We start from the raw sequence: 13,777 nt of genomic DNA, 5'->3' as shown, positions 1-13,777 counted from the left end.
TTCGTCCACCCTTGACTTTGGAGCCTCTGCGGCCCCTGGGCAGGTGTTGGGGGCAGGCTCCGCCTGCCCCGCCCCGGGTCGCGCCGCCCCCACCGCTCTCCACGTAAGGGGCAGGGGTCGAGTGGCTCCGCCATGGAACCATGCAATTTTGAGCTGTCGAAATTTCAGATAGGTATAGCTGGCCATACCTATCTGTGAGGTGATGATAATCCATCCCTTCTTCGGTGATGAGTGCTTCGGTTGGACGATATTATTGACCCATGCGCTCAGTTCGGGTCGATCTCGATGAGGCGTCCACTGCGAAATTGGTGGACGCTCTCTCGCTGATCGCCGCTGAACTCGCTGGACGAGACGCCCCTGATTCAGCGGCCGCCTGTCTGGAACTCACCGAGACTCTCGTCGCGGCTTCCGATATGCAGGAAAGCGCACTGGCATCGTTCATCGGTCGGGTCGACGCCGCCGGAGAGCAGGCGCGATGGGGTTATCCCTCCACCCAGGCGTGGCTGCGATCGCGGTTGGGCATGCGGGACGGTCGTGCCAAGGAGCGGCTCGTTCTCGCCCGGCAGCGTCATCGTCTCCCGCAGGTGGCCGAACGCCTCGCCGCCGGAGATCTTTCTTACGGTTACGCCGCCGCTGTCGCCGACTCGGTGTCACGTCTGGATGACACCGACTGTGCAAAGGCTGAGGCGACCCTGCTCGGATTTGTCGATCAGGGTTTTTCGGCCGGGAAGGTCGCCGCGTTCGGGCGGCGGATTCGTGATGTCATCGCCGAGCGCGACGGCGCCGAGGACGCCCCGGACGAGGACACCAAGCGGGGCTATGACAAGTCGTGGCTGACGACCACGCGCTCGCTGGACGGTGGCCGGTATGTGAAGGGGTGGCTGAACCCCGAGGACGCCGCGATCTGGGACGGCACTCTGGCTCCGTTGGCCAAGCCGGCCGGGTCCGACGATCGCCGTGACCTCGCAGAACGGACGGCGGCGGCGCTGTCGAGCGTGCTGTCGGGTGGGCACAAGGCGTCCAAGGTCACCGTGATCTGCGACCTGGAGACGCTGACCGGCGGCAACGCTCCGGGCCGCCTTGCCGATGGCACTCCGATTCCCGCTGCCCAGGCCCGCCGCATCGCGCTGGCGGCTGGGGTATCGCCCCTGCTTCTGGGGCGAGGGAACACTCCGCTGTACCTGGGCTATCGGGAGCGGTTCGCTTCCGCAGCGCAGCGGCAGGTGCTGGAGACGCTGTACTCCTCGTGCGCGGTGCGGGGGTGTGAGGTGCCCGGGGCGCTGTGCGAGGTCGACCACGTGCACGGATGGGCGCTTGGACGATCGCCCACCGACATCGATCAGCTCGCCCTGACATGCGGATGGCACAACCGCTTCAAGCACGCCAACCCCGACCGGATCCGCATCAGCAAAGATCCAAATGGGCGGTACGTCTACCGGCTTCTTCCGCCTCGGGACGTGGGGGTGCCCCGTGCCACGAGTCCGCCCGCCGATCTCGATCGGGCTGCCTGAACCCCTGCGGATCAGCGGTGCGGCCGCCTGGTGCCGAAGGCTTTCGTTGCCCGGAAGGGGGGTCTTGTCTCTGGTCAGGGGTGGTGCAAGCGTAGAAGTGATGACGAAAGGGGGGAATCGTCATGATGGAGATCAAGAGCATTGAGAAGCCGGACGACCGCCGCGACTTCCCCAGGGGGCACCTGGAGGTCGTGAACATGTCCGGGCTGGTGTTCGGCAAGGCGACGTTCGAGCCGGGATGGCGCTGGACGGAGTCCGTCCGGGACATCGCGGGCACCGAGCTCTGCGAGGTGCACCACAACGGCTACGTCGTCGACGGGCGCATGCGGATACGGATGAGCGACGGCGCCGAGCAGGAAGTCGGGCCCGGCGACGTGTTCGTGGTCTCGCCCGGTCATGACGCGTGGGTCGTCGGGGACGAGCCGTGCATCGTGTTCGACTTCGCCGGGAACATCGGCGACTACGCGAAGGCCGACTGAGCTTCCCGGGTGTCGGCAAGAGTCGCCGAGGTCCGCGGGGTACCGCGGGCAGTAGATTCTAGAGATGGACGATCGGCCGACTCTCGACGACATCCGGCGGGCACCGAAGGTGCTGCTGCACGACCACCTCGACGGTGGCGTCAGGCCCGCGACCATCGTGGACCTGGCGCGGGACAGCGGGTACGAGGCGCTGCCCACCACGGACCCGGAGAACCTCCGGGCGTGGTTCGAGGAGGCGTCCAACTCCGGGTCGCTGGAACGGTACCTGGAGACGTTCTCGCACACCGTCGGGGTGATGCAGTCCGTCGAGGCGCTGACGAGGGTCGCGTACGAGTGCGGCGAGGACTTGGCGGCCGACGGGGTCGTGTACGCGGAGGTCCGGTATGCGCCGGAGCAGCATCTGAGCGGCGGCCTGACGCTGGAGCAGGTCGTCGAGGCGGTCCTGGACGGGTTCGCGAAGGCCCGTCGGGACTTCGGGATCCGGGTCGGGACGCTGGTGACGGCGATGCGGCACCAGGCGCGGTCGATGGAGATCGCGGAGCTGGCCGTCCGGTACCGGGACCTCGGGGTGGTCGGGTTCGACATCGCGGGCGCGGAGGCGGGGTACCCGCCCACCCGGCACCTGGACGCGTTCGAGTACCTGCAGCGGGAGAACGCGCACTTCACCATCCACGCGGGGGAGGGTTTCGGGCTGCCGTCGATCTGGCAGGCGATCCAGTGGTGCGGCGCGGACCGGCTCGGGCACGGGGTGCGGATCATCGACGACATCGAGGTGGACGGGGACGAGGCGCGGCTCGGCCGGCTCGCCGGGTACGTGCGGGACAAGCGGATCCCGCTGGAGATGTGCCCGACGTCGAACATCCAGACGGGCGCCGCGAAGTCGATCGAGGAGCACCCGATCGGGCTGCTGCGGCGGCTGAGCTTCCGGGTGACGGTGAACACCGACAACCGGCTGATGAGCGGGACGACGCTGTCGCGGGAGTTCGGAAAGCTGCGGGACGCGTTCGGGTACGGGTGGGACGATCTGCAGTGGTTCACGGTGAACGCGATGAAGTCGGCGTTCGTGCCGTTCAACGAGCGGCTGGAACTGATCAACGGGGTGATCAAGCCCGGATTCGCGCAGCTCAAGTGGAGCGGCGCGCGGCCCCTGGCATGATCGGGCCATGCTGACCATTCGCTCCACCGGCGGGCGCATCGCCGCGTACGTGTGGCTGGTGTTCGCCGGGCTCAACATCATCGACCTGGTGTTCGGCGTCACCGGCGACGCCACGTACTCGCTGGCCGCCTTCACCATCGGGGCGCTGCTGCTGCTCGGCTGCGGCATCGCCTACACGGTCGGGCTCCGTCCGGCGATCATCGGGACCGAGGAGGCGGTGACGGTCCGCAACCCGCTGCGGGAGACGCGGGCGCCGTGGCCGGCCGTCCGGGAGATCGTGGGGACGAACGCGGTGACCGTGAAGTTCGACGGGCCGGACGGGCGGGAGCTGGAGACGCGGGCGTGGGTGCACCAGACGTCGCCGCGCGCGCAGGCGAAGGCGGAGGCGCGGGCGCGCCGGTCGGAGGACAAGATGGCGGCGGCGCTGAAGGGCCGGACCCCGGCGGCGTACGCGGCGCAGCAGCTGAACGAGATCCGGGACCGGCAGCGGACGAAGACCAGGTCGGGGGCGCCCGACCGGGCCGCCGAGGCGAAGGCGGAGAAGGACGGCGCGACCGGGACGATCAGCTGGTCCGTCCCGGCCCTCGCGTCCCTGCTGGTTCCCCTGGTGGCCCTGATCGGGCTGCTGGTCGCGGGCGCGGTCAGGTGAGGGCGAGGGCGGCGGAGACGTCCTCGCGGAGGGCGTCGAGGTCGGCGGCGGCGCGTTCGCGGTCCGCCGCGACGTCGCCGGACACCGGGCGGACGACCTCCAGGTAGCACTTCAGCTTGGGTTCGGTGCCGGACGGCCGGATGACGACGCGGGCGCCGCCGAGGCGGAACCGCAGGCCGTCGGTGGGCGGCAGGCCGTCCACGCCGCCGGACAGGTCGTCGAACGCCTCCACGGCGCGTCCGCCCAGCTCGGCGGGCGGGTTCGCGCGCAGCCGCGCCATCGCGCCGGCGATCAGCGACAGGTCGTCCACCCGCACCGACAGCTGGGACGTGGCGTGCAGCCCGTACCGGCGGGCCTGGTCGTCGAGGAGGTCGAGCAGGGTGCGGCCGTCGCGGCGGGCGTCGGCGGCGAGCGCCGCGACGGCGAGGGCCGCGCCGATGCCGTCCTTGTCGTTGACCAGGACGCCCCGGTCGTCGCCGACGCTGTAGCCGAGGGCCTCCTCGTAGCCGAACACGAGCCGGTCGCCCGGCCCGCCCGCCTTCATGATCCACTTGAAGCCGGTGAGGGACTCGGCCGACCGGACGCCGTGCTCGCGCGCGATCGACGCCAGCAGCGACGACGACACGATCGTGGTCACCACCAGGCGGTCGTCCCCGGCGGTGTGCCGCAGGACGTGCTCGGCGAGCAGCCCGCCGACCTCGTCGCCGGTCAGCGCCCGCCAGCCGCCGGGGCCGGGGACGGCGACGGCGCAGCGGTCCGCGTCGGGGTCGTTGGCGATCACCAGGTCGGCGTCCCGGTCGCGGGCGAGCGCGAGGGCCAGGTCGAGCGCGCCCGGCTCCTCCGGGTTCGGGAACGCGACGGTCGGGAAGTCGGGATCGGGCTCCGCCTGCTCGGGGACGACGACGGGCGCGGGGAACCCGGCCTGCTCGAACGCCGCGAGGAGGACGTCGCGCCCTACGCCGTGCATCGGCGTGTAGACGATCGAGATGTCGCGCTCATCGCCGAGGCGCAGGTCCGCCAGGGCGTCCAGGTAGAGGCGGGTGTCGTGGTGGACGGTCCAGTCCGAGCCGAGCGGCAGCTCGTCCACGCGGCCGACCGCGTCGATCGCGGCGGAGATCTCCGCGTCACGCGGCGGGACGATCTGCGCGCCGTCCCCCCAGTACACCTTGTAGCCGTTGTCGCGCGGCGGGTTGTGGCTCGCCGTCACCATGACGCCCGCCACGATGTCGCCGAACGACCTCGTGAAATGGGCCAGGACGGGCGTCGGTACCGGGTCGGCGAACACCTCGGCGCGCAGCCCCGCGCCCGCCAGCACCGCCGCCGTGTCCTGCGCGAACCGCCGCGACCCGTGCCGCGCGTCGAACCCGACGATCACCCGGCCGCCGGCCGGGAGGCACGCGGCGAGGCCCGCCGCCGCACGCATCACCGTCACCCGGTTCATCCGGTTCGGCCCCGCGCCCAGCTCGCCGCGCAGCCCCGCCGTCCCGAACTCCAGCCGGGACCCGAACCGGTCCGCGAGGGCCCGGTCGTCGCCCGCGTCGAGGATCGCGCGCAGCTCCGCGCGGTTATCCGGGTCCGGGTCCTGCGCCAGCCATTCCTCGGCGTATCCGCGAAGGTCGCTCATGCTCACAGCTTCGTCAGGACGGTGCCGAGCAGCTCGCCCATCCGGCCCGCCGCCGCGCGGCCCGCCGCCAGGACCTCCTCGTGGTCCAGCGGCTCCCCGGACAGGCCCGCCGCGATGTTGGTGACCAGCGAGATCCCCAGCACGTCCGCGCCGCCCTGCCGGGCCGCGATCGTCTCCAGCGCCGTGGACATCCCGACCATGTCGGCGCCCATCGTCCGCAGCATCCGGATCTCCGCCGGCGTCTCGTACGTCGGGCCCCGGAACGCCGCGTAGACGCCCTCCGCCAGCGTCGGGTCGACCTCCTTCGCCAGCGCCCGCAGCCTCGCCGAGTACGCCTCGGTCATGTCCAGGAACGACGGCCCGGTCAGCGGGTTCGCGCCCGACAGGTTCAGGTGGTCGGAGATCAGCACCGGGTCGCCGACCCGCTGGTGCTCCGGCCGCAGCCCGCCCGCCGCGTTCGTCAGAACGACGGTTCCGACGCCCGCCGCCAGAGCCGTCCGGACGCCGTGCACCACGGCGTCCACGCCGCGCCCCTCGTACAGGTGCGTCCGGCCGAGGAACACCAGCGCCCGGTGCCCGCCGACCTCCACGATCCGGACCTTGCCCGCGTGGCCCTCGACGGCGGGCGCCGCGAACCCCGGCAGCAGCGTGACGGGCAGCTCGTCGTCCGGCGCCCCGAGCGCGTCGGCCGCCGGGACCCAGCCCGACCCCATCACCAGCGCCACGTCGAAGGAGTCGATGGAGGTGCGCGTCCGCAGCTCGTCGGCGGCGGCCCGCGCCAGGTCAAAAGCGTCGTTGCTCACATCGCCGACACTACAGCCGTCCCCCGGCCGGGCGATCCTCGCTCCGCTCCGGTCGCCCGCCGCGCCGCGTCGGCTCACTCGCGGGGGAGGGCGCCGCCGCCAGGGGCGATCCTCCTCGGTTCTGGTCGCCCGCCGCGGCGCGTCGGCTCATTCGCGGGGAGGGCGCCGTCGCGTGGGGCGATCCTCGCTGGGTTCTGGTCGCCCGTCGCGTTGCGTCGGCTTGCTCGCGGGTCAGTCGCCGAGGGATTTGCAGGGGCGGGTGCGCAGGTCCTTGACGTAGTCGTCCGGGGCGCCGGCCGCCTCGGCGGCGTCGGCGAGGATGCCGAGGTAGTGCGCGGACGGCAGGCCGCCCTCGTAGTCGTCCAGGACGTAGAGCCAGCACAGCGCGTCGCCGTCCAGCGTCTGCACGCGGACCCGGATCTTGCGGTAGACGCCGAGCGCGGCGCCCTCCCACGCGTCCAGCTCCTTCTCGTCGAAGGCCGGGACGTCGTAGATCACCACGAAGACCTGCTCGAAGTCGTCCTCGACGACGGTCGCGAGGGCCCCGTCGAAGCCCTGGCCGCCGAAGGTCAGCCGCCAGCCGGTCAGCCAGCCGGTGCCGCGCATGGGCGAGTGGGGAGCCCGGCTCGCCATCTGCTCGGGGTCCATGTTGGAGGCGTACGCCGCGTACAGAGCCACGTTGGCCAAGGCTACGCCACATGAGAGGGCGGGACCGCTGCGGAGCGTCGTTCGCGTACCCGCGGGTCTTATCACTGGTCTGAGTAGGAAACAATGGGAGATGTGACCCGCATCGTGATCATCGGAGGAGGACCGGGCGGCTACGAGGCCGCACTCGTCGCGGCGCAGCTCGGCGCGGACGTGACCGTCATCGAGCGGGACGGGCCCGGCGGCGCGTGCGTGCTCACCGACTGCGTCCCCTCCAAGACGCTCATCGCCACGTCGACCCGCATGGCGGTCATGTCCGAGTCCGCCGGGCTCGGGCTGCGCTTCAGCGGCGGTCCCGACGGCATCGTCGGCGGCCTCGAGGTCGACATGGCCAACGTCAACAAGCGGGTGAAGGACCTCGCGCGGGCCCAGTCGTTCGACGTCGCGGAACGGCTCGCCTACGAGGAAGTGAAGATCGTCCGGGGTGAGGCGCGGCTGGTGGAGCCGCACGTCGTCGCGGTCGGGGAGCGGCGGATCCGGGCCGACATCGTGCTGATCGCGACCGGCGCGACGCCGCGGGTGCTGCCCGGCGCCGAGCCGGACGGGGAGCGGATCCTCAACTGGCGGCAGCTGTACGACCTGCCGGAGCTGCCCGAGGAGCTGATCGTGGTCGGGTCCGGCGTCACCGGCGCCGAGCTGGCCGGGGCGTACCTGTCGCTGGGGTCGAAGGTCACGCTGGTGTCCTCGCGGGACCGGATCCTGCCGACGGAGGACGCCGACGCCGCGTCCGTGCTGCAGGAGGTGTTCCTGCGGCGCGGGATGAACGTGATGTCGCGGTCGCGGGCCGCGGGAGTCGAGCGGTCCGGGAACGGCGTGATCGTCACGCTGGAGGACGGCGGCAAGGTCGAGGGCACGCACTGCCTGATGACGGTCGGGATGGTGCCGAACACCACGGGCATCGGCCTGGAGGAGGTCGGCGTCGCCTGCGACAAGCGCGGGTTCGTCGAGGTCGACAAGGTCTCCCGGACGTCCGTCCCGCACATCTACGCGTCCGGCGACTGCACGGGCGTGCTGATGCTGGCGTCGGTGGCGGGGATGCAGGGCCGGATCGCGATGTGGCACGCGCTCGGCGAGGCCGTCCAGCCGCTGAAGCTCGGCTGGGTCGCCTCCAACATCTTCACCGACCCCGAGGTGGCGTCGGTCGGCGTGACGCAGCAGATGGTCGACTCCGGCGACGTCAACGCCCGGACGGTCATGCTGCCGCTGTTCACCAACGCGCGCGCCAAGATGCAGGGCTTCGAGGACGGCTTCGTGAAGCTGTTCTGCCGGCCGTCCACGGGGATCGTGCTGGGCGGCGTGATCGTGGCGCCGCGGGCCAGCGAGCTGATCCTCGGCGTGTCGATCGCCGTGCAGCAGCACCTGACGGTCGACCAGGTCGCGCACACGTTCGCGGTGTACCCGTCGCTGTCGGGCAGCATCACCGAGGCGTCCCGCCGCCTGATGTCCGAGCACGCCTACTAGGACGGCCAGGCCACGCCGGGCGGTCGGCGGAGCGCGGTCGGCTGAGCGCGGTCAGCGGCGGTCGGGCGGGTGCAGGCCGTGGCGGTGCAGGCGGGACCGGCGCAGGTCCTCGGCGGTGATCGCGACCGTGAGGGTGCTGGCGACGAACGCCAGCAGCGGGACGGCGGCGCGGATCCACGTCGGGCCCGGCAGGAGCGCCAGAAGCAGGCACACCGGGACCATCACGTACAGGTGCCGCAGCAGCAGCCGGCCCCGCCAGCCCGCGTCGGTGAGGTCGTGCCGCACCCACTCGCGGTTGCGGGGCGGCAGCCGGAAGCCCAGGGCGTACCGGACGCGGCCTAACGGGCCCGGGTCGCCTGGTATGCGGGTCATGCTCGGGAGACCACCTCAGAAGCCGCCGAAGTCGTTGCCGCCCCAGTCTCCGCCGCCGCCGAAGTCGCCGCTGCCGAAGTCCCAGCCGCCGCCGACGTCACCGCCGTCGCCCCCGAAGCCGCCGTCGCCGCCGCCGAAGCCGTCCCCGCCGTCGCCGTAGTAGCCGCCGCCCCAGCCGAAGCCGCCGCCCATCATCGAGCCCAGCGCGGTGCCGAGCAGCAGGCCGCTGAGCAGGTCGAAACCGCCGTAGCCGTAGTAGTAGCCGCCCGCGTAGGGCGCGTAGGCGGGACCCGCGTCCCAGTAAGGCCGCCGCGCGCCCCCGTACGGGACCATCCGGACGTCCGGGTCGTGGCCCTCCAGGACGGCCCGCGCGTCCGCCGCGCAGGCCGGCACGGACCGCGCCACGCCGCCCGGAGGCGCCCACGTGACGTCCTGGACGGACGGGCCGTGCTGCGGGTTGAAGAAGCACGGCGGGCGGCGCTCGGGCACGGGCTCGCCCGCCAGGCGGGCGCGGGTCGCGGTCATGTAGTAGCGGCCGTCCTCCAGCGCGGTGGTGACGGCCTGCATGTCCTGCGGCTTCTGGGCGCGCTCCGTCGCCGTCTTCGCCTTGTCGTAGGAGTTCATGGCGCGCTCGTAGTCGGCGCGGGTCTCCGGATCGAGGCCGGGGTCCATGACGTTGAGGTCGAGCCGGGCGATGTCCTCGCCGAGCAGGGTGACGTCCTCCTGGACGCCCTGCTTCAGGTCCGCCATCTGCCGGGCGTGCCGCTCGCGGCGCCGCTTCCGGGCGACCAGGACGGCGCTGGTGACGGCCGCCGCGATCACGACGAGGACGCCGATCACGACGTAGCCGACGACCGCGCCGGACCGGGCCTTGTCGTCGACCTTCTTCTCGGCGAGGTTCCCGAACTGGATGAGCCGCTGCTTGAGCGGCGACCCGTCCGTGCGGGTGACGAGCTGGTTGATCTCGTTGGTGTCGAGCTTCTTGGAGATCCCGCCCATCCGGGTGCCGTCCGCGGTGATCGCCACGTACGTCTGGCCCTTGCCGACGCGGTTCGCGACCGCCTTCAGCATCTGCCCGACCTGCGGCCCGCTCACGTCGTTGCGGACGACCACGGCGCGGATGTCGGCGTCGTGGTCGCCGTCGAGCGCCGACCTGATCTGCTGCTGGTCGGCCGCCGACAGGTTCGCGCCGGAGTCGCTGGTGACGTACAGGCGCGAGCCGAGCAGGCCCTTGGCGATCTGGCCGACCGTGTCGGCGGGAAGCGCCGCCGGGGCCGTCGCCGCCCGAGCGGGCGCGGCCTGCCCGGGCGCGGCCTGCGCGGCCTGTGCGGGCGCGGCCTGCGCGGCCTGTGCGGACACTGCCTGTGCGGACACTGCCTGCGCGGCCTGCGGAGACGCGGCGTGCGCGGGTGCGGCGAGGCCGGGGGCCGCGAGGCCCGCCAGCACCGCCACGGCGAGGACCACCGCCGATACCGCCCCGCGGAGTACCGGCCGGACGGTACGGATCTCGGAACTCATGATGTCAGTCTGCCCCCTCATGAAGGCCGACGACCGGGCCGCCGCACGCGTTCCGTAAAAACCGCTTTTAGTGACGAAAACGACACCCCCGTCCGAACCGGGCCGGACGGGGGTGCCATGGGAGACGCCGCGCGTCAGTCCTTGATCTCGCAGATGACCGCCCCGGAGGAGACGGTCTGGCCGACCTCGGCGGACAGGCCGCTGATCGTGCCGGCCTTGTGCGCGGTGAGCGGCTGCTCCATCTTCATGGCCTCCAGGACGACGATGGTGTCGCCCGCCGCGACGGTCGCGCCGTCCTCCACGACCGTCTTGACGATCGTGCCCTGCATCGGGCTGACCAGGGAGTCACCGGACGCCTGGGCGCCGCCGCCCTTCTTGCCGCCGCGCCGCTTGGCGGGCGCCCCCTTGCCGGCCGCGGGGGCCGCGGACGCGCCCAGCCCGGCGGGCAGCACGACCTCGATGCGCCTGCCGCCGACCTCCACGGTGACGCGCTCGCGCTCGCCCGCCTCGGCCTCCTCGCCCGCGGCGGTGGGGTCGAACGGCGGGATCCGGTTGTCGAACTCGGTCTCGATCCAGCGGGTGTGGACGCTGAACGGCGTCTCGTCGTCCGCCGGGACGAACGCCGGGTCGTCCAGCACCACCCGGTGGAACGGCAGCACGGTCGGCATGCCGTCGATCACGAACTCGTCCAGCGCCCGCTTGGCCCGCTCGGCGGCCTGCCGGCGGGTCGCGCCGGTCACGATCAGCTTGGCGATCAGCGAGTCGAACGCCTGCGGGACGGTCTGCCCGGCGACGTAGCCGGAGTCCAGCCGGACACCGGGGCCGGACGGCGGGTCGAACGCGGTCAGCGTGCCGACGGCGGGCAGGAAACCGCGCCCCGCGTCCTCGGCGTTCAGCCGGAACTCGAACGAGTGGCCGCGCAGGACCGGGTCGTCGTAGCCGATCTCCTCGCCGTCGGCGACCCGGAACATCTCCCGGACCATGTCGACGCCCGCGACCTCCTCGGTCACCGGGTGCTCGACCTGGAGCCGGGTGTTGACCTCCAGGAAGGAGATCGTCCCGTCCTGGCCGACGAGGAACTCGCAGGTCCCCGCGCCGACGTAGCCGGCCTCCTTCAGGATGGCCTTGGACGAGGTGTACAGCAGCTCCAGCTGCTCGTCCGACAGGTACGGCGCGGGGGCCTCCTCGACGAGCTTCTGGTGGCGGCGCTGCAGCGAGCAGTCCCGGGTGGACACGACGACGACGTTGCCGTGCTTGTCGGCCAGGCACTGGGTCTCGACGTGCCGCGGCTTGTCCAGGTACCGCTCGACGAAGCACTCGCCGCGGCCGAACGCGCCGACCGCCTCGCGGACCGCCGACTCGTACAGCTCGGCGACCTCCTCCAGCTTGCGCGCGACCTTGAGGCCGCGGCCGCCGCCGCCGAACGCCGCCTTGATCGCGATCGGCAGGCCGTGCTCCTCGGCGAACGCGACGACCTCGTCCGCGCCCGACACCGGGTCCTTGGTGCCGGCGACCAGCGGCGCGCCGACCTTCTGGGCGATGTGCCGGGCCTGCACCTTGTCGCCGAGCGCGGTGATCGCGGCGGGCGGCGGGCCGATCCAGGTCAGCCCGGCGTTCTCGACGGCCGCCGCGAAGTCGGCGTTCTCCGCCAGGAACCCGTAGCCGGGGTGCACGGCGTCCGCGCCCGCCTCGGCGGCGACCTTCAGCAGCTTGTCGATGTCCAGGTAGCTGTCCGCCGCGGTCTGGCCGCCCAGGGCGTACGCCTCGTCGGCGACCCGTACGTGCAGCGCCTCCAGATCGGGTTCGGCGTACACCGCCACACTGGCCAGCCCCGCATCGCGACAGGCACGGGCTATACGAACCGCGATCTCACCGCGGTTGGCGATCAGGACCTTGCGCACGTGGGTCTCCTCCCTAAACCTCGCACGCAGTCTAGATAACCGCCGTTCGAGGTTTTCGTAAGGCCCTCCTTATTGCACCTGGACGCCAGATTTCCGGGCGGATGCCGCTCAGCGGGACCTATCGCGCACCCCCGTGCCACCAGGCGCTCCCGGGCGGCCCGCTGTTGATCGAGGCACGGTGTTGATCGCGGCCGGCCTTGGTCGGCGGCCTGGCCTTGGGCGCGGCGCGGTCTTGGGCGCGGCGCGGTCCTCGGCGGCCGTCCGGGCACGGCGAAGGCCCGCGCCTCGGGGAGGCGCGGGCCTTCGATCGGACGTGCCCGGGGCCGCGCGGGGCGCGGTGGCGGCCCGGCGGGCGCGTCCGGACGCGTCAGCTCCGGTTGTACCGGCGGTTGAACCGCTCGACCGCCCCGGTGGTGTCCAGGACCTGCTGGCGGCCCGTGTAGAACGGGTGGCTCGCGGACGACACGTCCACGTCGACCAGCGGGTAGGTGCGGCCGTCCGTCCACTCGATCGTCCGGTCCGTCTCGGCCGTCGAACGGGTCAGGAAGGCGTAGTCCGCACCACGGTCGCGGAAGACCACGGGCCGGTACTCCGGGTGGATCCTGTTCCTCATCGTTCCTCCCTGGTTCTCGGCTGTTCACCCCTCCCAACAGGGTGGCAACGGTTTTCATTCCCCGGTTTTCGGAGTGCTGCCCGAAGCCCGCCGCGCCGGTGTATCTTCGCCACTGATCAGCTTCGCGACCGGGCTTGCCACTGAGCTTCGCCACCGAGCTCGGCCCTGCCCTCCGTCGCTGATCAGCCTCGTCAGCCAGCGGGAACGCATGGGAAGGGGCCGGATGGCTCGCCACTGGACCCGGGCCGGACTCGCGGTGGCCCTGGCCTGCTGCCTCGCGGCGCCGTCGTCCGCCGTCCGGAGCGGCCCGTCCGCCGTGGACGCCGCCACCACCCGGCAGCTCACGGCCGCCGCCGGAACGCTGCTCCAGGGGCGCTCCGAGGCGCTCGTCCAGCGGCACGCGCGCCCCCATCCGGAGGTGCCGACGGAGGTCCTCGGCGTCCGGATCTCCTCGCGCGTCGCCCGCGTCCAGGAGCGGGCCTTCCGTGAGCTGGAGAACAGCAACCGCGCCCCCGTCGAGGGCGGGCCCGCCTACACCGGCGCCCGCACCAGCCTGGACGCCCGGCGGGCCGTCCGCACCGGCGACCGGATCACGCTGGACGCCGTCGAGCACACCGTCGTCCGCTACCGCACGGGCAAGGTCACCCAGTCGGTCCCGCGCCGGTTCGACTTCCGCCAGCGGGGCGACGACATCGTCCTGGTGGGCGAGCGGGTCCTCGATCCGAAGGCGCAGCCGGTGAACGACCCGGCCCCGCGCTCCCGCTGACGTCCTTTCCGGCATTGCGGGCATCGTTCCGGAAAGTCCGTGGCGCGGCCGCTCTGAAATGCCTTTGACGGACAGTAATTAAGCGGGTCACGGCATTGCGGAGCGTCGCCGGTCGGTGGCGCCGGGCCGCGAAACCTCCACCTGGCGGGGGCTGTGTGGCCACATCCGGTCACACTCGAACGGCGGGATTACGGGTGTTTCGTCGCCCGATCTCCGATG

Annotated in this window: 13 protein-coding genes; 6 read left to right on the top strand and 7 right to left on the bottom strand. The window is 72.1% G+C overall.

What is annotated here, in order from left to right; all coding sequences use genetic code 11:
* Positions 1-260 precede the first annotated feature (260 nt).
* The 4 genes from ABT299_RS36185 (at position 261) to ABT299_RS36170 (ending at position 3,795) form a co-directional block, all read left to right on the top strand.
* Positions 261-1,511 (top strand): HNH endonuclease signature motif containing protein, encoded by a 1,251-nt coding sequence (locus ABT299_RS36185; protein ID WP_500253474.1) that lies wholly within the window; start codon positions 261-263, stop codon positions 1,509-1,511.
* 122 nt (positions 1,512-1,633) lie between these two features.
* Complete coding sequence (locus ABT299_RS36180; protein ID WP_190867416.1) at positions 1,634-1,990, top strand: cupin domain-containing protein; 357 nt, start codon at positions 1,634-1,636, stop codon at positions 1,988-1,990.
* 64 nt (positions 1,991-2,054) lie between these two features.
* Positions 2,055-3,146, top strand: a complete 1,092-nt coding sequence (locus ABT299_RS36175; protein WP_500253473.1) for an adenosine deaminase — start codon at positions 2,055-2,057, stop codon at positions 3,144-3,146.
* A gap of 7 nt (positions 3,147-3,153) precedes the next feature.
* Positions 3,154-3,795 carry a PH domain-containing protein gene (locus ABT299_RS36170; protein ID WP_500253472.1) on the top strand — a complete coding sequence of 214 codons (642 nt, stop codon included), beginning with the start codon at positions 3,154-3,156 and terminating at the stop codon, positions 3,793-3,795.
* Here ABT299_RS36170 and ABT299_RS36165 read toward each other — a convergent pair.
* From ABT299_RS36165 to ABT299_RS36155, 3 genes are all read right to left on the bottom strand, one after another.
* Positions 3,788-5,419 (bottom strand): phospho-sugar mutase, encoded by a 1,632-nt coding sequence (locus ABT299_RS36165; protein ID WP_500253471.1) that lies wholly within the window; start codon positions 5,417-5,419, stop codon positions 3,788-3,790. The two genes, ABT299_RS36170 and ABT299_RS36165, sit on opposite strands and share 8 nt — an antisense overlap.
* A 2-nt stretch (positions 5,420-5,421) precedes the next feature.
* Positions 5,422-6,222 carry a purine-nucleoside phosphorylase gene (locus ABT299_RS36160; protein ID WP_190867424.1) on the bottom strand — a complete coding sequence of 267 codons (801 nt, stop codon included), beginning with the start codon at positions 6,220-6,222 and terminating at the stop codon, positions 5,422-5,424.
* Positions 6,223-6,453: 231 nt separating this feature from the next.
* Positions 6,454-6,900: a gamma-glutamylcyclotransferase family protein gene (locus tag ABT299_RS36155; protein WP_151543661.1), complete on the bottom strand. Its 447-nt coding sequence runs from the start codon at positions 6,898-6,900 to the stop codon at positions 6,454-6,456.
* Between the two features lie 102 nt (positions 6,901-7,002).
* On the opposite strand from ABT299_RS36155, the gene ABT299_RS36150 reads away from it, so the two are divergent.
* The gene (locus tag ABT299_RS36150) at positions 7,003-8,388 is read left to right on the top strand and encodes an NAD(P)H-quinone dehydrogenase (RefSeq protein WP_190867426.1); all 1,386 of its coding nucleotides are present in this window, start codon (positions 7,003-7,005) and stop codon (positions 8,386-8,388) included.
* 51 nt (positions 8,389-8,439) lie between these two features.
* On the opposite strand, the gene ABT299_RS36145 is transcribed toward ABT299_RS36150, so the two are convergent.
* The 4 genes from ABT299_RS36145 to ABT299_RS36130 all read right to left on the bottom strand — a co-directional run bounded on the left by ABT299_RS36145 (position 8,440) and on the right by ABT299_RS36130 (position 12,792).
* The gene (locus tag ABT299_RS36145) at positions 8,440-8,760 is read right to left on the bottom strand and encodes a DUF5313 family protein (protein WP_190867428.1); all 321 of its coding nucleotides are present in this window, start codon (positions 8,758-8,760) and stop codon (positions 8,440-8,442) included.
* 15 nt (positions 8,761-8,775) lie between these two features.
* Entirely contained in the window at positions 8,776-10,278 is a 1,503-nt protein-coding gene (locus ABT299_RS36140; RefSeq protein WP_500253470.1) for a hypothetical protein, read from the bottom strand.
* 134 nt (positions 10,279-10,412) lie between these two features.
* The gene (locus ABT299_RS36135; RefSeq protein WP_190867432.1) at positions 10,413-12,179 is read right to left on the bottom strand and encodes an ATP-binding protein; all 1,767 of its coding nucleotides are present in this window, start codon (positions 12,177-12,179) and stop codon (positions 10,413-10,415) included.
* A gap of 367 nt (positions 12,180-12,546) precedes the next feature.
* Positions 12,547-12,792: a type B 50S ribosomal protein L31 gene (locus tag ABT299_RS36130; RefSeq protein WP_151543655.1), complete on the bottom strand. Its 246-nt coding sequence runs from the start codon at positions 12,790-12,792 to the stop codon at positions 12,547-12,549.
* Between the two features lie 223 nt (positions 12,793-13,015).
* Here ABT299_RS36130 and ABT299_RS36125 point away from each other — a divergent pair, with 223 nt between their 5' ends.
* Positions 13,016-13,558, top strand: a complete 543-nt coding sequence (locus tag ABT299_RS36125) for a hypothetical protein (RefSeq protein ID WP_190867434.1) — start codon at positions 13,016-13,018, stop codon at positions 13,556-13,558.
* Positions 13,559-13,777: the final 219 nt, after the last annotated feature.

The organism is Spirillospora sp. NPDC000708 (genome assembly GCF_040299565.1).
GTDB lineage: Bacteria > Actinomycetota > Actinomycetes > Streptosporangiales > Streptosporangiaceae > Spirillospora.
Note: the sequence above shows the minus strand (reverse complement) of the source record. Positions and strands in the feature narration are given on the sequence as shown.